Origin of the sequence: Winogradskyella ursingii (assembly GCF_013403975.1) — a bacterium.
GTDB lineage: Bacteria > Bacteroidota > Bacteroidia > Flavobacteriales > Flavobacteriaceae > Winogradskyella > Winogradskyella ursingii.
In genome coordinates, this window is sequence record NZ_JABFDH010000002.1 from 388,201 (window position 1) to 409,326 (window position 21,126).

The 21,126-nt window shown below is 36.7% G+C and carries 25 protein-coding genes; 12 read left to right on the plus strand and 13 right to left on the minus strand.

The window, feature by feature from the left end; all coding sequences use genetic code 11:
- The 4 genes from ccoS to HM983_RS05490 form a co-directional block, all read right to left on the minus strand.
- A complete protein-coding gene (gene ccoS, locus HM983_RS05475) occupies window positions 1-207 on the minus strand; it encodes a cbb3-type cytochrome oxidase assembly protein CcoS (RefSeq protein WP_179344388.1) in 207 nt (68 codons plus the stop codon).
- An 89-nt stretch (window positions 208-296) separates the two neighbouring features.
- Window positions 297-536 (minus strand): hypothetical protein, encoded by a 240-nt coding sequence (locus HM983_RS05480; protein WP_179344389.1) that lies wholly within the window; start codon window positions 534-536, stop codon window positions 297-299.
- Entirely contained in the window at window positions 533-2,920 is a 2,388-nt protein-coding gene (locus tag HM983_RS05485; protein ID WP_179344390.1) for a heavy metal translocating P-type ATPase, read from the minus strand. Before HM983_RS05485 ends, HM983_RS05480 begins: the two co-directional genes overlap by 4 nt.
- Before the next feature lie 74 nt (window positions 2,921-2,994).
- Window positions 2,995-3,462 carry a hemerythrin domain-containing protein gene (locus HM983_RS05490; RefSeq protein ID WP_179344391.1) on the minus strand — a complete coding sequence of 156 codons (468 nt, stop codon included), beginning with the start codon at window positions 3,460-3,462 and terminating at the stop codon, window positions 2,995-2,997.
- 136 nt (window positions 3,463-3,598) lie between these two features.
- On the opposite strand from HM983_RS05490, the gene HM983_RS05495 reads away from it, so the two are divergent.
- Window positions 3,599-3,820 (plus strand): hypothetical protein, encoded by a 222-nt coding sequence (locus HM983_RS05495; RefSeq protein ID WP_179344392.1) that lies wholly within the window; start codon window positions 3,599-3,601, stop codon window positions 3,818-3,820.
- A 3-nt stretch (window positions 3,821-3,823) separates the two neighbouring features.
- Here the strand turns inward: HM983_RS05495 and HM983_RS05500 are convergent, their stop codons facing one another.
- Together HM983_RS05500 and HM983_RS05505 are read right to left on the minus strand one after the other, a co-directional pair.
- A complete protein-coding gene (locus HM983_RS05500) occupies window positions 3,824-5,524 on the minus strand; it encodes a hypothetical protein (protein ID WP_179344393.1) in 1,701 nt (566 codons plus the stop codon).
- Entirely contained in the window at window positions 5,521-7,110 is a 1,590-nt protein-coding gene (locus tag HM983_RS05505) for a hypothetical protein (RefSeq protein ID WP_179344394.1), read from the minus strand. The genes HM983_RS05500 and HM983_RS05505 overlap by 4 nt, the downstream gene beginning before the upstream one ends.
- Before the next feature lie 185 nt (window positions 7,111-7,295).
- Here HM983_RS05505 and HM983_RS05510 point away from each other — a divergent pair, with 185 nt between their 5' ends.
- Window positions 7,296-7,997, plus strand: coding sequence for a Crp/Fnr family transcriptional regulator (locus HM983_RS05510; protein ID WP_179344395.1), 702 nt, complete (start codon window positions 7,296-7,298; stop codon window positions 7,995-7,997).
- Window positions 7,998-8,002: 5 nt separating this feature from the next.
- Here the strand turns inward: HM983_RS05510 and HM983_RS05515 are convergent, their stop codons facing one another.
- From HM983_RS05515 to HM983_RS05525, 3 genes are read right to left on the minus strand one after another with little or no spacing between them, the layout of a single operon-like run.
- Window positions 8,003-9,280, minus strand: a complete 1,278-nt coding sequence (locus tag HM983_RS05515; RefSeq protein WP_179344396.1) for an acetyl-CoA hydrolase/transferase family protein — start codon at window positions 9,278-9,280, stop codon at window positions 8,003-8,005.
- An 8-nt stretch (window positions 9,281-9,288) separates the two neighbouring features.
- Window positions 9,289-9,885 carry a pyridoxamine 5'-phosphate oxidase gene (gene pdxH, locus HM983_RS05520; RefSeq protein WP_179344397.1) on the minus strand — a complete coding sequence of 199 codons (597 nt, stop codon included), beginning with the start codon at window positions 9,883-9,885 and terminating at the stop codon, window positions 9,289-9,291.
- Window positions 9,886-9,888: 3 nt separating this feature from the next.
- A complete protein-coding gene (locus HM983_RS05525) occupies window positions 9,889-10,722 on the minus strand; it encodes a universal stress protein (protein WP_179344398.1) in 834 nt (277 codons plus the stop codon).
- A 300-nt stretch (window positions 10,723-11,022) separates the two neighbouring features.
- On the opposite strand from HM983_RS05525, the gene HM983_RS05530 reads away from it, so the two are divergent.
- Together HM983_RS05530 and HM983_RS05535 are read left to right on the plus strand one after the other, a co-directional pair.
- Entirely contained in the window at window positions 11,023-11,478 is a 456-nt protein-coding gene (locus HM983_RS05530; RefSeq protein ID WP_179344399.1) for a pyridoxamine 5'-phosphate oxidase family protein, read from the plus strand.
- A 142-nt stretch (window positions 11,479-11,620) separates the two neighbouring features.
- A complete protein-coding gene (locus HM983_RS05535) occupies window positions 11,621-11,872 on the plus strand; it encodes a hypothetical protein (protein ID WP_179344400.1) in 252 nt (83 codons plus the stop codon).
- A gap of 98 nt (window positions 11,873-11,970) precedes the next feature.
- On the opposite strand, the gene HM983_RS05540 is transcribed toward HM983_RS05535, so the two are convergent.
- Genes HM983_RS05540 through HM983_RS05555 form a run of 4 tightly spaced genes read right to left on the minus strand, consistent with a single transcriptional unit; the run spans window position 11,971 to window position 13,975 of the window.
- Window positions 11,971-12,315, minus strand: coding sequence for an AraC family ligand binding domain-containing protein (locus HM983_RS05540; RefSeq protein WP_317166942.1), 345 nt, complete (start codon window positions 12,313-12,315; stop codon window positions 11,971-11,973).
- A gap of 21 nt (window positions 12,316-12,336) precedes the next feature.
- Window positions 12,337-12,723: a group III truncated hemoglobin gene (locus HM983_RS05545; RefSeq protein ID WP_179344401.1), complete on the minus strand. Its 387-nt coding sequence runs from the start codon at window positions 12,721-12,723 to the stop codon at window positions 12,337-12,339.
- A gap of 36 nt (window positions 12,724-12,759) precedes the next feature.
- Window positions 12,760-13,506 carry an iron-sulfur cluster repair di-iron protein gene (gene ric / locus HM983_RS05550; protein WP_179344402.1) on the minus strand — a complete coding sequence of 249 codons (747 nt, stop codon included), beginning with the start codon at window positions 13,504-13,506 and terminating at the stop codon, window positions 12,760-12,762.
- A gap of 34 nt (window positions 13,507-13,540) precedes the next feature.
- Window positions 13,541-13,975: an RrF2 family transcriptional regulator gene (locus tag HM983_RS05555; protein WP_179344403.1), complete on the minus strand. Its 435-nt coding sequence runs from the start codon at window positions 13,973-13,975 to the stop codon at window positions 13,541-13,543.
- A gap of 168 nt (window positions 13,976-14,143) precedes the next feature.
- Here HM983_RS05555 and HM983_RS05560 point away from each other — a divergent pair, with 168 nt between their 5' ends.
- The 8 genes from HM983_RS05560 (at window position 14,144) to HM983_RS05595 (ending at window position 21,113) form a co-directional block, all read left to right on the plus strand.
- Window positions 14,144-14,653, plus strand: coding sequence for a cytochrome c (locus HM983_RS05560; RefSeq protein ID WP_179344404.1), 510 nt, complete (start codon window positions 14,144-14,146; stop codon window positions 14,651-14,653).
- A gap of 7 nt (window positions 14,654-14,660) precedes the next feature.
- Window positions 14,661-15,239, plus strand: coding sequence for a fasciclin domain-containing protein (locus HM983_RS05565; protein ID WP_179344405.1), 579 nt, complete (start codon window positions 14,661-14,663; stop codon window positions 15,237-15,239).
- Between the two features lie 31 nt (window positions 15,240-15,270).
- On the plus strand, window positions 15,271-17,232 hold the full coding sequence (gene nosZ / locus HM983_RS05570) for a Sec-dependent nitrous-oxide reductase (RefSeq protein WP_179344406.1): 1,962 nt from the start codon (window positions 15,271-15,273) through the stop codon (window positions 17,230-17,232).
- A gap of 97 nt (window positions 17,233-17,329) precedes the next feature.
- The gene (locus HM983_RS05575) at window positions 17,330-17,944 is read left to right on the plus strand and encodes a hypothetical protein (protein ID WP_179344407.1); all 615 of its coding nucleotides are present in this window, start codon (window positions 17,330-17,332) and stop codon (window positions 17,942-17,944) included.
- Window positions 17,941-18,381, plus strand: a complete 441-nt coding sequence (locus HM983_RS05580; RefSeq protein WP_179344408.1) for a nitrous oxide reductase accessory protein NosL — start codon at window positions 17,941-17,943, stop codon at window positions 18,379-18,381. The genes HM983_RS05575 and HM983_RS05580 overlap by 4 nt, the downstream gene beginning before the upstream one ends.
- A gap of 14 nt (window positions 18,382-18,395) precedes the next feature.
- On the plus strand, window positions 18,396-19,634 hold the full coding sequence (locus HM983_RS05585) for a nitrous oxide reductase family maturation protein NosD (RefSeq protein WP_179344760.1): 1,239 nt from the start codon (window positions 18,396-18,398) through the stop codon (window positions 19,632-19,634).
- Entirely contained in the window at window positions 19,631-20,338 is a 708-nt protein-coding gene (locus tag HM983_RS05590) for an ABC transporter ATP-binding protein (protein ID WP_179344409.1), read from the plus strand. Before HM983_RS05585 ends, HM983_RS05590 begins: the two co-directional genes overlap by 4 nt.
- Window positions 20,331-21,113, plus strand: a complete 783-nt coding sequence (locus HM983_RS05595) for an ABC transporter permease (RefSeq protein ID WP_179344410.1) — start codon at window positions 20,331-20,333, stop codon at window positions 21,111-21,113. The genes HM983_RS05590 and HM983_RS05595 overlap by 8 nt, the downstream gene beginning before the upstream one ends.
- Window positions 21,114-21,126: the final 13 nt, after the last annotated feature.

Consider the following 21,126-nt stretch of genomic DNA (forward strand, 5'->3'; position numbering starts at 1 on the left):
TTATTGGTTACTGGTTTGAATGATTTCTTTGTTATCGCTTTTTTCCTGCTCTTTTTTAGGTTTAACCAATTCATCTTCAAAAAGCATTCTAACAGATGGCGTATAGGTATCATCATACTGCCCTTTCTTTACCGAATACACAAACGCAATAAAGAAAATGATAGCAACAATCACACTCACAGTGATTAAAACATAAATAATACTCATACCTACCTGAATTATGGTGTAAAATTACTTGGATGAACTTGCATAAAAGATGACTTTTGTCAGTTGAGAAAAATTATTTTCATAAGCTCTCAAACCATTAAATACAATCCTAAAACCCCTGCCGTTCTATGTGCCTCGGCAAGTGTACTCTCTTTATCAAAATCAGTGTTGGCACAAAGCCTTTCGAGCGATTGCAATTTTAGTTGAAGGCGTTTATATTCACTTATTAAGTAATCCTGCATCACGAGACAATTTGAACATTGGCTCAGTTCGTATTTCTTTTTTAACTGAAAAAATAACTGTGCTATCTGATTGATTTCCTGTTTCATTTTAATTCAATTTTAGTTTTCAGATTTCTTCCGATGATATATGTACAAATGGTGGTAAACACCACAATACTAATTGAGCTTAAAGGCATTAAAATAGCGGCAACCACAGGTGCGAGATTTCCTGTCACTGCAAATCCCAGCCCAATGAGATTATAGAATAATGAGAACACAAAAGCGTATTTAATGATGCGAACTGACTTTTGCGAAAGCGTCATAAATTCAGATAAAGCTTTTAATTTACTGGCATCGATAATGCCGTCGCACGCAGGCGAGAATACATTTACATCTTCTGAAACAGCGATACCCACATTGCTCTGTGCCAGCGCACCCGCATCATTAAGTCCATCGCCTACCATCATCACTTTTTTACCTTGCTGTTGCAGCCTTTTAATAAAGTTGAGCTTGTCATCTGGTTTTTGATTGAATTTTAACTGTGCCGATTGCGGCAACTGTGTTTTTAGAAATTTCTTCTCGCCATCATTATCGCCAGATAGCACGATTAAGTTTGCCGTTTTACTCAATTCAGAAAAGAGTTTTTGCATCCCCTCACGATAGGTATTGTTAAACACGTAACAACCTTTGTAATCATCGTTTGTGCTTATGTGAACCTGTGTGTCAGTCGTTTCAGGTTGTTGATTTTTATTTCCTACAAAAGCAAAGCTTCCTACCTTTACGCTCGTTTTTCCGTAAATTCCTTCAATCCCTTTACCCGTTTCTTCCGTAAAATCATCCAGCGTACAGATATCGTTAATCTGCAACAATTCATAAAGTGCTCTGCTCAACGGATGATTGGATGCACGCAAAGTGCTGGTCAACACTTTTTGCTCATCTTCAGTAAGTGATATGCCTTGGTAGGTAATTAAGTTTTTGTTGTGCGTGGTGAGCGTTCCTGTTTTGTCAAAAACCACGGTATCAATGTTTGCCATCTGTTCAATGACGCTACTTTCTTTTAGATATAACTTTCGCTTCCCAAAGATGCGCAACATATTACCCAACGTAAATGGTGCCGCCAGTGCTATGGCGCAAGGGCACGCCACAATAAGTACGGCGGTAAAGACATTAAAAGCGATTGACGCATCTATAAATAGCCAAATACCGGTTGCTATTGCAGCAATGCTTAAAATAGAAAGAGTAAACCTTCGGCTTATCTGGTCGGTCAGGTTTTCAAAGGTGGTGGCTTTGTTTTTACTGAAAACTTCATTGTTCCACAACTGTGTTAAGTAAGATTGCTCAACTTCTTTGGTCACTTCGACTTCAATGATACCTGCCTGTTGACGCCCACCAGCGTAGATTTTATCGCCAGATTGTTTTGCCACAGGTGCTGCCTCGCCAGTTACAAAACTATAATCGATAAGTGCGCTTCCTTTGATTAAAATACCATCTGTGGGAATGAGTTCATTGTTTCGGATTAAGATGCGGTTGCCAGGTTTGAGTTCATAAACGGGCGTCTGTATTTCTTCCTGTTTTGACAATTGTGTTATTGCAATAGGAAAATAGGATTTGTAATCTCTTTCAAAAGAAAGAAATGCATACGTTTTTTGCTGAAAGAATTTGCCGAGTAACAGAAAGAACACCAATCCTGCAAGGCTATCAAAAAAGCCTGTTCCCCAATCCATTACTATATCTAAAGTAGAACGTAGAAAAAGCACTGCAATACCAATCGCAATGGGAACATTAATATTTAAAATGTGAGAGCGCAGACCCTTGTATGCCGATACAAAGTAATCGCGTCCAGAATAGAATACTACAGGTACGGCAAAGGCAAACATCAGCCAGCGAAAAAGATACTTAAATTGTTCAAGCCAAAACTCATCTACTTCAAAATATTCTGGAAAGGACAGGAACATTATATTACCGAAGGCGAATCCTGCCACGCCCAATTTGTAAATAAGGCTTCGGTCAATTTTCCTTTCTTTCTTGTTGAAATCTTCGAGCGAGATATTGGGCTCATAGCCTATTTTACATAATAGAAGCACCAATTCTTTCAGATTGACTTCTGAAGAGTTATATGTGATTCGAACTGACTTCTGCGGAAAATTGACTTGCGCATTTTTTACTGCTGAATGTAACTTGTTGAGATTTTCAAGCACCCAGATGCAAGAACTGCAATGGATGTGTGGGATAACGAACGAAACAATCTGAGTGTCCTGTTCGTCAAATTCCAATAACTGGTGAATAATATGTTGATTGTCCAGAAAATCGAAGCGGCCTTCAATAACCAAAGGTGTTTTTCCTGGTGTTGTTTGTAAGTCGTAATAATAGGTAAGATCATTCTCGTTGAGAATGTCAAACACCGTCTTACAACCGTTGCAACAAAAGAATTTTTCCTGATGCTCAATTGTTGTATCACGGCAAGCGTCGCCACAGTGATAACAATTTTCCATAATTTACTCTATACCTGTGGCAAAGGTTGTGAGAATGGTTCACGAAAAAGATGACTTTTGTCAGTTTTGCATTTTTAAACCCAAAAAGGGTCGTGGTATTCTGGTTTATCGGCAACTTCAAGATGTAACTCATCAATCTTTTTAAGTTGCTTTGTAGTAGCGATTTCTTGAATTTCATTAAACAGTATGCGCTCTTCAAATCGTATGTGCGCTTGAAGTTCTTCTTCCAGCAAGGATAAACTTTTCTCTACATTTTCGGTATCTGTGAACAGTCGTTTAATACGTCGGTGCTCTTTTAAGGCCCGTAATATCAGAGGGTGGTTTTTATCAAGAATAGGGAATATGTGCTTTTCTTCAGCCTCAAAATGTGGAAGAATTTCAGTTTTAAAAAACCAATCCCGAAAGTTCTGCATACGTTCTATAGAAGTGTTTTGAGCAAAACCTTTTCTTATTTTCCAAGAAAACAAGAGTCCAAAATGATGTTGCCTACTCAATGGCTGTAATGCTTTATGACGTTTAATAGGTTTTGGCTTGTCGTTCATACTAATAAATTACTATGGTTAAGGATGCAACATAAGGGTTTGATAATGGATTGCTGATGACTTTTGTCAGTTTGCCGTTATTTATTTTAGCATATTCTTAATATGGATCATTTATTATTTTTTGTATTTTAATCTTATGAAGATTTCAGCAATGACATTATTGGGTATCACGACCTTACTTCTTTTAACAGTCGTGATTTTTACAGCTATGGACTTTCCATTTAGCTGGGTATTTTATGCCACTTGTGGTGGGCAGATATTATTGGTATATACTGTTTATAAAGTACTTATTGATGATTACCAAACAGATAAAACCTTTAAGGATTTTTACGAGGACAGGCCGGATTTGGGAAGGTAAAATTTATGTTTTTATCACTTTCTTTCCTTCTTCCATAGTGAGCTTTATGGCGCGTCGCCAAAATATTGGGAACGGTTGGGCTCTGTAATGTCTGCTTGCAAGGTGTCCTATAATATGGAAACCAGCTTTAAAGAATTGAAAGTTATCCTCTTTTATATATAAATCCATCTCTTCAAAAACTTCTTTTTTGTAGGTCTCAATGTTTTCATAAATGACAATTGAATGTTTTAAAGTACCTTCATTTTGGCTATAGCATTTAGAAGCAATAAATTCCTCAATGTCTTCTGTTGCAAACCAAATTTGCAGATTAACTTTAGGGAATTGCTCTTTTACAAGTTCCCTCAATTGATGATATAATTCTTCTGATTGTAAAACAATCGCATACTCTACTAAAAGTGTAATAATGGTCGAGGATGTTATCTCTACGGTATCGTCACCATTATGAATATCTACCAGCTTATCAAAATTAGTTCTGAATAAAGGAAAGTCTTTATCTACCATATAATTGTTATGAAATGCCACGGCTAAATTTCTAATCCATCTCGTGGCAATATCCACTTTTCCAGTCTGACATAGCAATTGTAGTGCCATTGCGATTTCTATACTATGTTCGTCATACTTCGGATAATTGAGCGGTGGATTATTTAAAACAAACGAACCCAAAGAATCAGCTATAGCCAAAGCACTTCGGTAAATCTTATTAGTGATTTCTGGCGGACTGGTTGCTGCTGCAAATTTAAAATGCTGTATTTCAGTCAATCCTATACTCGCTAATATGCCTAACTGTTCCCAAGAATTTAAACTGTACTCAATGTAATTTTTAGAATAGCGGTATAAACTATGTCTTACCTTATAGTGCTTATGCACTTTGTTGTAAAATTCTATTCCAATTCTTCGCTTCAATTCATACAAAAAATAGAATTCTTGCTGAACATAGTTTTTTTCAAAATGATGGTTACGCGCTATCCAATCCCAACTAAGCAAAAGTGTTCTTTCACTTGCAATAAGGGCAGGTTTTAAATTATCAATATCCTGAGACCACTTAAATACAATCCCCAAGCACAACCTAACAAGCCTTTGTCGTTTTAAAATTTTCTGGCGTTGCTTTTCGCCAACGCTAAGAATCTTTTCGAGCAATTCATAATAATGAGACAAGTTATAGTCTGGAAGGTCAATAAAAGCTAAGGTCTTTCTTAGTAATGACTGATATTCTACAGGAAATAATTTTTCTGTGGCGAGATAAGTATCTAACAAATCTACCAAGGTGCCCGTTCCCCAAAATGCGTACTTACGTTTTTTCTTAGAGTTGTTATCTACATAATTTTTCCAGTTAATCTGTACATTTTGAACCATTTCGCCATTAGTGGCTACTACTATTTTTATGGGTAATTTTTTGTAACGCTTATCTAACATCGTTGGGATGTAAACGTCAATTACTTCATCCAGACTTGGCCTTACAGAGTTTACTTCTTTATTCCAACTACTTCGGGTCAGATTCTTTTGTTTTACAACAAACAAAAACACCTTTTTTTTACCATCCTCTGGATCTATGCCCACAGCAGCTATATCCACACCGTGTTGCCTACCTTTTTGTGGTTTTGAAATCGGTGTGATTTTCATAGCCATCAAAAGGTCTGTGATGAGGGTATCGAGTTCCCCATCTTCTTTAAGTAACGTTATGTATTCACTAAGTATAAATCTCATTTTCTTCTAACAAATGCTCTACCTTCAAGGCGTATTAATTTTTGTCCCAAAGGGTCTATAAACTCGCCTCTGGGCATTTCTGCGCTATGTGAAATTAACTTGGGTTCCATATGGCCGGAATATTCGCCTTCAAACTTCCCAAAGGATGTTTTGCCGCTTCTAAAATGCAAAGTGGTTAACATACTTAAAAAGCCAGTATCATTCGCTTCGTTTTCTTCATAGTCCTTTCTGAATTTTTTACTCTGTATCTTATTCATATGATTAAGACGCATTTCCGAAGGCTGGAATTCTTTTAGGATATCTAAATCTGAATACGCTTCATAAAATTTTTCGCCGTGAAATACAATCTCATCTATAATCTTCTTTAACGGTTTGACAGCATCCTTTTTCTTTTCTTTTAAAAATTCTATTGCCGAATAATAATTGAAAATCACATCATTTACCAACCTTGAACCAACAAGCTGTACAACCTCTTTTTCAGTATATTTTGTCTCCAAAATGGAATACAGCAATGTGGTCAACATATCTTTCTCATATATAAAGCCTATGATTTTATGGACAATGAATTCAATATCAATGTAGGAATAGGTTTTAAGTAATCTTGAACTCAGCTGTATGTGATGGGCGTTTCTGTAGCTAAGCTCTCTTAGCACATTAAAAACGGCTACTTGAAAATTGATGTTATTATTATTCAGCCATTCCGTAATTAGCTCATCAAATTGTTGTTTTTTAGCATCATAAATCTCATTGAAAACACTGTTGAAAAGTTTGATTTTTGAGGCATTTTCAGGACTGGTCTCGACCCAAATATTTAAAAATTGCTTTACAGTATCGTAGTGACTGGTTGTAAGCCTACTTAATTGGTAACTAAGGCTATTGTAAAGTCCTACATATTCGGTATTAAGATTTGTAAGTTTAAAAAGAACATTTTTGAAAAAATCAGACTCTTCTTCTATTTTCAATTCGTAAAGCAATAATTGATAAAGCTGATACCTCACATCATCCGAATCAATCTGCATTAAAGTCTCGATGTGTTTATCTGCATTTGGTAATTCTTTGCGATTGTTTCTATAAGCAAACAACACATTGGCCAATATTTTATTTGTTGTACTATCTTCAATAAGATTCGATAGTTCAGTCTCAATCGTGGCCTTAAAATCATCACATTCCTTGCTACTTAAATCAAGAAAACCAACTGTGGTTATACCTTTGGATTTATGGTCTTCATTATCACTATTAATAAGTCTTAAAATTTCGCTCGAAGCCCTTTTATAATCCTTTTTGAAAATACCAGAAAGTAATCTATCAAGTGGCTCTAAGTGAGAGGTACCCTTGAGACTTAACAATTCATTGAAATATGACTTTGCATAAACAATGTTGCGTTCACACAGACTATCCAATCCTTGGTTAAAGTGATAGATTGCCCCTTGCTTATTTGCCCAAGTGTGCAGTGTTTCAGTTTTTGATACTAATAGGTCAACTGGTGTATCTTCTATTTTTTTACAAAAACTATGATAGCCATCTCGAACCTCGTGGAACTTGGTGTCAGGTTTAAGTATTTTTAAAAAATCAATTATTTTGCTCATTTCACATAAAAATACCTACAAAATAGCTTTTAATTTGAACTAAAAAAGGGTTTTACTAAAAAGATAGTTGATGTGCTTTTCACACAGCTTGTTTTCCTCGTCATTATTGTGATTGTGGTCATTAGGATTAGATAATAGACTAATCATCGTTATTTTGGGCTATTTTCTGTTAAATTTGCAACAATATGAATGACCACAAAAATTCGCGTTGCGAGAATTGTATTATTAGGCAGATGAACAGCTTTAAAGCTCTTAAAAAGGAAGAGTTGAAGCAAATGGCTGACAATAAAGAAACAAAAGTCATCAAAAAAGGTGAAGTTATCTTTAGTGAAGGTGAACGGCTTAGAGGTGTATTTTGTGTACGTAATGGAATTTCTAAATTGTCTAAAATGAGCGATAATGGTCGCGACCAAATCGTAAAACTTGCCACTAAAGGCGAGGTTTTGGGTCACCGTTCTGTGATTTCTTCAGAAGCTACTAATTTAAGTGCCACGGCTCTTGAAGATATGGAAGTTTGCTTTATCCCAAAAACGCATATAGAAGAACCGCTACAAACTAATCCTGTTTTTACAAATGCGGTGCTAAAACATATGGCGCAAGAATTGAAATTTGCAGATGACGTAATTGTAAATATGGCACAAAAAAGCGTGCGCCAGCGTCTTGCCGAAGTACTGATGTATCTTGAAGATAATTTTGGGGTTGATAATGAAGGCTATTTGTACCTTCAACTTACCAGGGCCGATATTGCCGACGTGGTGGGAACCGCTACTGAACTATTGATACGAACACTTACCAAGTTTAAAAAAGAAGGTCTCGTTTCTACGACTGGAAAGCGTATAAAAATTGAAGATAAAAAAGCCCTCTACAATATAGTAGAAGGCATTTAATTATTCTAATAGGTTAAACTTCCAAATCTTTCAAATGCTGCTTCTGAAAGGTTTTTCCTAAAATCGGGATGAGCAATTTCAATCAATGCTTTGGCGCGTTGTTTCAGATTTTTTCCAAAGAGGTTTGCAACACCATATTCTGTTATTACATAATGTACGTGCGCTCTTGTTGTAGTTACACCAGCACCTTGATTGAGAAACGGTGTTATTTTTGAAATTCCTTTTGCAGTTGTGGAAGTCATAGCAAAAATAGGTTTACCGCTTTTGGAAAGTGATGCACCACGTATAAAATCCATCTGCCCACCAACGCCGCTATACTGCTTTCCGCCAATGGTATCTGCGCATACTTGACCTGTTAAATCTATTTCAATCGCACTATTTATAGCAGTCACATTAGGGTTCTGTCTAATGATGGCCGTATCATTGGTATAGGCGGCTTCCTTGAAATGTATCAATGGATTGTCATTTACAAAATCATATAATTTTTGGCTTCCCACCGCAAAACAGGTCACAATTTTTCCTTGTTTGATAACCTTGTGTTCGCCTGTAATGATACCTTTTTCTACCAAGGGTAATATACCATCAGAAAACATTTCGGTATGTATTCCTAAGCCTTTGTGGTTGCCCAAATTATTTAATACAGCATTTGGAATATTGCCTATTCCCATTTGCAAGGTTGCACCATCTTCAATGAGATTTGCTACGTTCTCGCCTATCTGTTTTTCTATTGCCGTAAGTGCTTCGCTATCCGTGTTTTTCATTGGTCGGTCATAGTGTACCGCAATGTCAATTTTTGAGGAATGAATAATACCGTCGCCGTGTGTTCTGGGTACCTTTGGATTGACTTGGGCAATTATTGTTTTGGCAGTTTCAATCGCTGGCAATGTAATATCAACAGATGTTCCCAAAGAACAAAACCCGTGTGTATCCGGTTCTGAAACTTGGATAAAAGCCACATCGAGTGGTAGGATTTCTTGCCTGAACAAATGATGGATTTCGCTCAAAAAAATAGGAACGTAGTCGCCATTACCTTTATTCACGGACTGTCTCACATTACTACCTACAAAAAAACTGTTTACTTTAAATGATTTATTATAGGGTTCTTGAGTGTATCGTGCATTGCCTTCGGTGTGTACTTGACATATTTCTACATCTTTAAGTTCTTGGTGTCTGTCGCAAAGTGCTTCAATTAAAAAATTAGGGGTCATTGCTGCGCCTTGAAAAAAGACACGATTTCCAGATGTAACTTTTTTTACTGCTTCTTGGGCGGTAACATACTTCATATTCATAGTTATTTTTCTTTTATAAAATAATGGGTCTTTAAAGACCAATTATAATTTTTGTTGAATGCGTAGGTTTGATTTTCAACCACACAATTACTGATATTTATAAAACTAATTTTCGAGGGTTTTACCAAATAACCACCCCAATTGTTAGGTTTTGGTACTTCTTTGTTTTGAAATGCTTTGTCCACTTTCGCAAAAGCATCATCAAGTAATTTTCTTGATGCTATTGTTTGACTCTGTTTCGAGGCGTGGGCACCTAGCTTACTTTCTCTTGGACGTACACTAAAATAATTCTGCGAAATAGCTTCTGGTAATTTCTCTGCGAGTCCTTCGATATGGATTTCAATCGAAATATGCTGCCATTGAAACAACAAATGAACTCGATTATTATACGCAATGTCACGTCCTTTTTTACTGTCGTAATTTGTAAAAAATGTTAACCCGTCCCAATCGTATTTCTTAAGTAATACCATCCGAGAATGGGGGAAACGATCTTGTCCTATTGTGGTAAGAAGCATTGCATTTACTTCGGAACCGTTGCTATGGTCATTGGCTTTGCAGAACAGCTTATGAAATTCCTGCAAAGGGTTATGATCTATCATTTTTTAAATCTTTACAGTAAGAACCGGAAGCATTGAGTGGTTCGCAATGTCTTCACCTATACTACCGTTCAATAAATGGGACAATCCTTTACGACCGTGTGTGGGAATGGCGATGATATCTGCACCTGATAATGATGCAAAATTGAAAACACCTTCCTCTACGCTGTAATCTGCAACACGATTTACTGTTTTAATAGCATTCACTGGGTCTGGATGGTTTACCTTGTTAAAGAAACGTAGTAGTTTTTCGTCCATTTCTATAGTGCTAATAAACTCTTTTCCAGGTAAGTTAACGTATAACAATTCTATTTGAACAGATAATAGTCCAGCTATCTCGACGATTTTAGAATAGGCATAACAGGCCTCTTCGTCAAAATTGCTCGCAAAAATTAATCTTTCGGGCGCAAAAGCAAGTTCATTTTCTTTTACTACGAGCAAAGGGATTTCTGAACTTCGCACCACCTTTTCTGCATTACTTCCTTTAAAAATTTCATTTAGGCCACTACTGCCGTGAGACCCCATCACAATAAGAGATGCATCTATATCCTTTGCAAAATTATTGATACTTGAAAAATTTAATGTTTTTTGCAGTACTGGTTCTACAAGTATACCTTTTAAATAAGGTTGCTTCAATAACTCAATATATTGTTTTTCTGCGAGCTTGGTATGGTATAATGTTTCCTCAAAGTTGGTCGTCCTTGTTAAAACACCTTCTTCTATTCCCGCCATATGTGTAAGCACAATCTTGGCAGAAATTTTTTTTGCTATGCTTGCACCTATTTCTAAAGCTTTACTACTGGTGCTGCTAAAATCTATGGGAATTAAAATTGTTTTCATAGTATCTGGTTTTAAATGTTGTTACAAAATTATGAGACCCATTGCGTAAAAAAGATGATTTAAGTCAGTCTAAATTATTTTGATGCCATCACTTCTCTTTTTTAAAAATCTTGAATCTTTTCTTTCATCTAAATACTTTTCATTTTTAATTTTCACAACATTTAGTTATCACGAGAATTTGATAGGATGGTCCATCTGCTAAGACGCTAAAATTTTATCAGGAAATATCGATTTGCTGACATAAGTCATAAAATTTTGATGACAGCTGGTTTAATTTTATGTTGAATTAAATTCAATGATATGACAAGGACATTAGACAAAACCGAAAATTTGCTACTACTCAGTAATAATTTCATTGGTTCATTGGGATATATTCATCAAAACACACCTATTGTAGTACCAATTACTTATTTCTATAATGCAGAGCAGAAGAAAATCATCTGTTATTCAGCTATCGGGCACAAGATTAATGCTATGCGTAAAAACCATTCGGTTTCTCTTTCTGTCACAGATATTGAATCTGTTAATGAGTGGAAATCAGTCCTTATTAAAGGCACGTATGAGGAAAGCTCGGGAAGTACAGCAAAAGCCTTACTTCATCAATTCTCTTTAGGGGTAAAAGAATTAATTATACGTAAGGAACTAAGGGATTTGAATTTTTTAAGTGAATTCTCAAGTAAAATAGAGAATGACGAAATACCAATTGTATTTACCATTACTATGGATGAGATAACTGGAAGAATCAGAAAATTTTAAGTCTGCTATGAACACAACATTCGTTTGACGAAGTTTAAAATACGAAGGTTGTGCAAACGCCATATTTAAAAAAGACCAAACTGACTTATGTCATAATTCATAGGATAAAAACCTTCTAATTTTGCCCTAAAGATTAAAGATTTTGAAAATTGAATTTAAATCTCATATTTTAAAATGTAAAGATTGTGCCGATGCCGTAATGAAGAAAGCGGCGAGCATAGAAGGAATTTCCAACGCTCACTTGGATGTCCCTAACGGCTATTTGATTTTGGACTGCATTTCGCACAATGCTTTGATATCGCTCGAAATGAGTCTTGCTGAAATAGGACACCCCATTAAAGGATTTCCTATTGAAGTTAATGAAGCCAACGATTCAGAAACAGAATTAATTTGATTTTAATTTTTAGCATTTAGAGCTTTGTTATAAAAACAAAGCCCTATCGCAAATTTGCGATAGGGCTTTTAAAATGTTATAGATTATTCTTAACTATATTATTTTTCCGCAACATCCGCTACCCTATTAGCTTCATCACTTTTTGTAAGTGTTAAGCGTACAATACTCTCTTCGAGTGCTTTTAGGCTGTGAGGTACACCACCGTTCAATGCGATGAGTTGCCCTTTGTTTAAATTTAATACCTTTCCTTCCACTCCAAAGTTGACGCTACCGTCCACAATTTCAACTACTATGGGGAACGATGTTTTGTGCTCTTTCATCTCATTCCCTTTATACATTGCAATACGTATTTCCTTGGTAAAAGTGGTTTCAAACAATACCTGTACAAGCGGTCTCTTTTCATTGAATTCTAGATTGTCATAAATAGCTGCTGTTTTCATCATAAATTATAAATTTTAAATGTATTATCGGTGGTTCCAGATAGCCATATACTGCCCGTGCGCCATCCTTCTGGCAGCTTCTTTCGCATTTTGTGCCAGTTGCCCTTCAAAAAGAATGTCTATAGTCTCAAACCACAAATTGAGCCATTGCCCAAAATGGTTTTGGTCTACGGTATGGTTTAGGTTACGATCCACATTCACGTGTTTTTGGGTAGGACTTCCCTTAAATTTTGCAATACCAAAAAGATTGGTTTCCCAAAAGTCGGTTAACTTTTCAAGGTGTTCAGGCCAATTGTCTTCAGGTATATGGCTGTTAAAAATTGGACCTAACAGGGAATCCTTCCGCACCTTCGCATAAAAACTATGCACCAGCAACGAAATATCTTCCCTGTTTTCAATCGTTTTTACCATCTGCTTTTATAGAATATGTATGATGTTTTAAACCTCTTAGAGGGCACAACTTTGATTACTTGACATCAGCTTTTGTTCCATTTTTAATGCTTTTGGAAACAAAATATTGTTTTCAAGGTGAATATGTAGATGAAGGTCTTTTTCAAACTCATCAAGCATAGAAAATGCAACTTTGTAGGTATTACAAGCATCTTTTGGTGGTGTGTATCCATCGCTCAGTTTTGAAATGTCCCTAAAAATCTGCCCGGCATTGTCGTGCTCGTGTTCCATCATTGAAATTGGGTTTTGTACAGTACCAAAATGAGCAGGTTCCAATGGTTTATTTTTGTCAATACTTTCAACCATCTTTTTAATACGTGGAAAAAGCACCAATTCTTCTTTTTTCATATGTTGTGCCAACTCGCCCGCAACGGCTTCAAATAAGCGGTTAATTTCAATAAGCTCTGGATGGCTTTCGCCGTGAACCTTGCAAAGTTTGGTTAAAAATTGCAATAGTACTGGTATCTTGCTTTCTACATATTTATGATGGGTCTTTTCAATATAGGTTGCCAGTAAGTCCAATGGCCACGTATTAAATGCCTGCGTATTATTTTGTACTTGTGTGGATGAGATTTCCAGTTTTTCCAGAATATCTTCCAAAGCAATATTATTTTTTTCACAAACTTCGTCCAGAGGTCTGTTTCCACGACAGCAAAAATCGATTCCGTATTCAGAAAAAACTGCAGCTGTTCTAAAATCTTCGGCTACAAATTGCCCTATCTCTTTCTTTTTAAGTGTTTCCATACTATTGTTATTTATTAAATTATAATTTGAATTTTTAATGTTTTAAGAATGATGTCCCAGCTTCAAGATCAAAAGCCAAAGTTTTGAGCGTAGTATTTTCCAGCATTTCTTTAAGACCGTCTCTTACTTCTGCAAATTGAAAATGTAGCGGGCAGGGCTTTTCTTCATTGCATTCATTAAGTCCCAACCCACAACCACTATAAATTTTGGTTCCGTCTATAATGGCTACGACATCTGCAAGCGTTGTTTCTGCTATACTTTTTTGGGATATTTCAAACCCGCCATAAGGCCCTTTAATCGAATTTATAATATTGCCCTTCACAAGTTGTTGCAACACTTTTGCCGTAAAAGCTTCTGGCCCATCTATCTGTTTTGAAATAGCAGAAATATTGACCCGTTTCCCCTCGTTCGATTTCATTGCAATAAATATTAAAGAACGGATACCATATTCACAAGCTTTTGAAAACATACATCAAATTTTATACTGCAAATATAAAAAAGATAAAATTGTCCGAAATATGACAAAAGTCATCTTTTACCCTTAGTATCTCATTTAAATTTGTAGTGTCAAAAGGAAAGACCTTCTGGCCATTACTAAAAATAATGTCAACTGATTTAAACAATTAAACCCAAAAAAATGAGAACAATAGGCAAATTCGCATTCCTTTTCACAGTTGGTATCCTCATAAGCTGTGGAGGGAAAGAAGAAAAAAAAGAAGAAAGAATCCAAATAGGGCAAAAGCCTAAAGTGGAATCTATTAAAGTTGAGGAACCAACATCTGATGAAGTACCAGCTTCCAAGAGAATTACCTTGGACAATAAGGGTGTGGGGGAAATTAAAAACCTAGAGTTACCTGCCACCATCGACAATGCAATGGTAGAAAGAGGTGCCGCTTTGTTTAAAACCAATTGTACAGCTTGCCATAAAATAGGAAAGCGTTTTATTGGCCCATCACCATCAGGTATTATGGAAAGAAGAAGTCCAGAGTGGATTATGAATATGATTTTAGACCCTCAACTAATGGTGGCTGAAGATAGATGTGCAAAAGACCTTTTAGTTGAATTTAACGGTGCTGCTATGGCAAACCAAAATATGACCAAAGAGCAAGCTCGTGACATCTTAGAATATTTCAGAACCTTAAAATAAGTAAACTATGAAACCAAGCAATTTAAAATTTTTAATAGGATTGTTTGCCCTTACACTAACACTATTTAGTTGTAAGAATGAATCAAGTGATACCAAAGTTTCAGATACTGAAGCTAGGTCAACCGCAACCTCAAAAGAACAAGGGCAGGCATTTATCGAAGGAGATGTGTCAAAACCCAACGTACTGCAAATAGCAATGAACTCGCCAGACCACACCACACTTGTGGCAGCCGTTCAAGCCGCAGACCTTGAAAATGCGTTGGTCAATGCAGGACCGCTTATGGTATTTGCACCTACTAACGAAGCCTTTGAAGCATTGCCGGCTGGCACAGTTGAAGACCTTCTGAAACCAGAGAACAGGCAAAAACTGGCTACTATCCTAAAGCACCACGTAACTGCTGGAAACTATGACAAGGATTTTTTGAAGAATTTCAAAAAATTGGGTCAAGCAGATGACACTAACGCAACCGTGGAGGTAAAAGGCGACGATGTGTATGTAGGTGGTGCCAAAATCATAGCCACAGTTAAAGCTGGAAATGGTATCGTGCACGTAGTAGATAAAGTGATTTTACCAACAGCCAATTAATAAAAAACAAGTAACCTTAAATATAGAACAGATGAAAAAATATAAAATTCATATACTATCGATTATTGGAGCATTTACGCTTCTCACTAGTTGCGGCAACAACAATGGTCAAAATTCTTCTAATGGAGCACTAAACGCAAGTGCAGCCGAAAAAATGTATGTTGCACCTGGTGAGCAGGATGAGTTCTACGCATTTATGTCTGGTGGATATAGTGGTAACCTAACGGTGTACGGCTTGCCATCTGGTAGAATGTTCAAGGAAATACCTGTTTTCTCACAATTCCCAACTTCTGGGTATGGCTATTCTGAAGAAACAAAACCAATGCTCAACACATCGCACGGATTTGTGCCTTGGGACGATTCTCACCATCCAGATATTTCGCAAACCAACGGAGAATTAGATGGAAGATGGATTTTCATAAACGGGAACAACACCCCAAGAATTGCGAGAATTAGTCTAAGCACTTTTGAGACCGAAGAAATCATAGAAGTCCCTAATAGTGCTGGTAACCACAGTTCATCGTTCATTACCGAGAATACAGAGTATGTGGTGGCAGGTACACGTTTTTCGGTACCGATTCCACAACGTGATATGCCTATAAGTGACTATAAAGGAAACTTCAAAGGGTCGCTTTCGTTCATTAGCGTTGACCCAGAACACGGTCATATGGATATTAAGTTTCAGTTAATGCTACCTGGCTTTAACTACGACCTTTCACACCCAGGGCGTGGAAAATCGCACGGTTGGTTCTTCTTTACTACGTATAATACCGAAGAAGCCCATACCCTTCAAGAAGTAAACGCATCTCAAAATGATAAGGATTTTATCGCTGCGGTAAATTGGAAAAAGATTGAAGAATACGTAAACAATGGTGGTGGCACTAAAATGCCAGCTAATTATGCACATAACGTATATGATGAAAGTACGCATACGGCAACAACCACTATGAAAAAAGAAGTGGTTACGGTTGACCCATTAAAGGTGCCAGGAGCAGTATATTTTCTGCCTACACCTAAATCACCGCACGGGTGTGATGTAGATCCATCTGGAGAATACATTATTGGTAATGGCAAACTTTCAGCAGACCTTACGGTACACTCTTTTGATAATATGATCGCTGCTATTGAGGCTGAAAAATTTGATGGTGAAGCCTACGGAATCCCAATCCTTAAGTTTGAAGACGTATTGGCAGGAACCGTAAAAAGTGGTGGATTAGGACCTTTACACACAGAATTTGATGGTAAAGGAAATGCTTATACGACTTTCTTTATCTCTTCTGAAGTAGTAAAATGGAAATTGGGCTCTTGGGAAGTATTGGACAGAAAACCTTCATACTATTCGGTAGGACACCTTATGATTCCTGGCGGAAACTCAAGAAAACCTTTTGGTAAGTATGTGGTTGCATTAAATAAAATTACCAAGGATAGATATTTACCTGTAGGGCCAGAAATGGAGCATTCAGCACAATTGTATGACATCTCGGGCGAAAAAATGGAACTTATTTATGATTTTCCAACACACGGTGAGCCGCACTATGCCGCAGGTATTCCGGCAGAGATCTTAGCACCTAAAGCCAAAAAAATCTACAGGCTAGACGAAAACAAACACCCGTATGCTATAAATAACCCTGGTGAGGCAAAAGTAACACGTGATGGTAACGAAGTGCATATTTATATGAGTACCATACGAAGTCACTTTACACCCGATAATATAGAAGGTATTAAAGTGGGAGACAAAGTGTATTTCCACATCACAAATCACGAACAGGATTTTGATGTTCCGCACGGTTTTGCAATGATTGGACAAAACACTTCAGAATTATTAGTTATGCCAGGGCAGACCAAAACATCGGTTTGGGAACCTAAGCAAGTAGGTGTATGGCCATTTTATTGTACAGATTTCTGCTCTGCATTGCACCAAGAAATGCAGGGATATGTTAGGGTTTCACCCGCAAATTCTAACATAGAATTGAGTTGGTCTCTAGGAGACTAATATTGGTTGCTTTTTAAGCAGGCAGTATGGCTATCTACTGCCTGCTTTTTAAATCAAAACGCTTTCCCATAAGCACTACACCATAAAAACAGCTAAAATGAAAAAGGCAAGTATACTAATGATTATAGGCTCATTGTTATTGTTGGGACTCTTCATATATCCATTATGGAATATACAGTTGGGTGCACCGCAATATCCCGAACCTTTGGGAATGAACATATACATAAACGGCATAAAAGGACAAAGTGAATTTGACATACAGAATATTGATGGGTTGAACCACTATATCGGGATGAAAACCTTGCCAAAACCTAGTGATATGTGGGAGTTTACCGTGTTCCCAATAGTGATAGGAGGTATGGCAGCACTTGGTGTTATTATTGGTCTCTTTGCATTTTTCAAAAAAATAAATCATCGCTGGTTCATAGGTTGGTTTGTGGTAATGACCATCTTGGGAATATTGGGAATGTACGATTTTAACGCTTGGATGGTAGATTACGGTACCAACTTAGACCCTAATGCCATTATGAAACTTCAAAATCCGGATGGCACGCCTATGAGCTACAAACCACCACTTTTGGGACACAAAAAATTATTGAATTTTGATGCTTATTCGTATCCAAGATTGGGCGGTTATTTAATGGGATTGGGAATGCTTTTAACTCTTGTTGCTTTTTTTGTAGGAAAGCGCTCTAAAAAAAATGCTATATGAAAAACAGAATGAAAATTTCACTTTTGGCACTATTGGTAGTACTTGCGGTTTCTTGCAATACAGAGCCGCAAGCCATAGATTACGGAAACGATGGTTGCCATTTTTGTAAAATGACTATTGTAGATAAAATTCACGGTGCAGAATTTGTAACCGAAAAAGGGAAGGTATATAAATTTGATGCTACCGAATGTATGCTGAATTACGCACAAGACACGCCAAATTCAGACACAGGGGTTTACTATACAAATTACTATGAAAGCCCGACAGATCTCATCCCTTCTTCAGATGCCACCTATTTAATATCTAAAGAATTACCAAGCCCTATGGGTGCAAACCTAACCGCTTTTAAAGAAAAGAGTATTGCCGAGAAAATTCAATCAGATTTAGGCGGCAACATTTATAATTGGGAAGAATTGAAGTCATATTTAAATAAATAGGTACAACCTTGAGAATCTTTTTTATATACAAAATCGTTTTTTTAATTGCTTGTTTCAGTATTACAACTGGCTGGGCAAAAACGATAACCGTTTGCAACACCTGCGATATAACTTCACTCAAGAAAGCGATTGCCGTAGCCGAGGCAGAGGATACGATTTTTATAAAAGAAGGAACCTACAAAGAATTCAATATTATTGTCGATAAACCCTTGATCATTAAAGGCGAAAACTTTCCAGTTATTGACGGAGAGGATAAGGGCGAAATTATCCGCATCACGGCAGATGGCGTAACCATTGATGGGTTGTTTATTATTAACGTAGGTACAAGTTACACCAGTGACCACGCTGCCATTCGCGTAGTGAGAAGTGAGGATTTCTTGATTCAAAATGTAGTACTAGAAAAGTTGTTCTTCGGAATTTATCTTGAAAAATCAAACAACGGAAAAGTATATCATAATAAGATTATTGGTGATGCGCAGGACGAATACAATTCAGGCAACGGCATACAGCTTTGGTATTGCAAAAATGTTGTTGTGGACCGAAATATTGTTCAAAAAACGAGGGATGGCATTTATTTGGAATTTTCAGATAACATAACCATCAATAATAACATAAGCACAGAAAACCTGAGGTATGGACTTCACTTTATGTTTTCAAACGATGATGTGTACACCAATAACACTTTTGAAAACAACGGTGCAGGTGTAGCGGTAATGTTTTCAAAACGAATAAAAATGCTGAACAACACATTTCATAAAAATTGGGGAACAGCCGCTTTTGGCCTTTTACTGAAAGAAATTAACGATGCCGAAATAAGCGGAAATACGTTTGAAGAAAATACCGTAGGCATTAATATTGAAGGCTCTAACCGAATAACGTACCACAAAAATAATTTTATAAGAAATGGTTATGCCGTTAAAGTATTGGGCGCGTGCTATACCAATGTGTTTGAGAACAACAACTTTCTGTATAACTCATTCGATATTTCTTACAACAGCCGTATTAACGATAACGTATTTGTAAACAATTATTGGAGCAGTTATACAGGGTACGACTTAGATAGGGACGGCATAGGTGATATACCATACCGTCCGGTGAAACTATTTTCATATATCGTAAACAGGACGCCAGAAACCATTATTTTAATGCGTAGCCTATTTATTGATATTATAGACTTTTCAGAAAAAGTTTCCCCAGTATTCACACCAGATAATTTAGTGGATGAGCGTCCCAAAATGAAAAAAATTGAATGATACACATAGAAAATCTATACAAAAGTTTTGGCAAGAATAAAGTGCTTGAAGGTATTGACCTATCTATTTCAGAAAAGGGTATTTTTGCTATCCTTGGCCCCAACGGGTCGGGTAAAACTACTCTTATAAAATCTATTTTAGGGATGGTAATTCCCGATAGTGGTACAATTTCGCTCAATGGTAATTCTATAAAAAACAAATGGAATTACAGAAACGAGATAGATTACCTACCGCAAATAGCCAATTTTCCTTCCAATCTTACAGTACGGGAACTTATAAAAATGATTAAAGACCTTCGAAACCTGCCCGGTGAAGACGAGCAGCTTATCGAGCTCTTTAAGTTAAGCCCATTTCTCAACAAAAAACTGAGCAACCTCTCTGGTGGCACAAAACAGAAAGTAAATTTGGTGCTCACCTTAATGTTTGACAGCCCACTAATCATACTCGATGAGCCAACAACCGGACTTGACCCCATTGCATTGCTTCACCTCAAAAATTTAATTATTCAGGAAAAAGCAAAAGGGAAAACCATCTTAATCACTTCTCACATAATGAGCTTTGTAGAAGAAATGGCAGACCAGATTGTATTTCTTTTGGAAGGCAAGGTATATTTTAAAGGTGATATAAAAACCCTTTTGACCCAAACCAACGAACCAAATTTTGAACGTGCCATAGCCAACCTTTTAACCGAACAAAATGTTTAAAATTTTAAAATATAGCTTTTTCGATTTAATACGTAGCCGCTGGAGTTATGTGTACCTGTTCTTTTATTTAACACTGGGATTCGTATTGCTTTTCTTAAATAATGACCTTTCAAAAGCTGTTATTACATTGATGAATGTCATCATTATCTTGGTACCATTAATCGGGACAATTTTTGGGGTAATGTACTATTACGACTCAAAAGAATTTACAGAATTGTTACTTGCCCAACCCGTAAAGCGCGCTTCGATTTTCTTAGGGCAATATCTTGGTGTCGCCATATCGTTGTCGCTGAGTTTGTTGATTGGTTTGGGATTGCCCTTTGTACTATATGGTCTTTTTCAATCCAGTGCGATTTGGGATTTTGTATTGTTATTGGTCACAGGAACATTTTTAACGCTCATTTTTACTGGCTTGGCTTTCAATATTGCGCTTTACAACGAGAATAAAATCAAAGGGTTTAGCTATGCGATATTGCTGTGGTTGTTTATGGCTGTTATTTATGACGGATTGTTTTTAATGTCGCTAATCCTATTAGAAGAATACCCGTTAGACACCTTTTCAATAGGTGCTACGCTTTTCAACCCCATAGACTTGTCGCGTATTTTGATACTCTTAAAACTGGACATCTCTGCTTTGCTGGGCTATACTGGTGCTGTTTTTCAGAAATTCTTCGGTACAGGACTTGGCTTTTTAATGGCACTTTCGGCACTTGCGCTATGGGTTGCTTTGCCTTTGCTCAATATTTACAGAAAAAGTAGAAAAAAAGATTTTTAGTTTTTTGGAACGA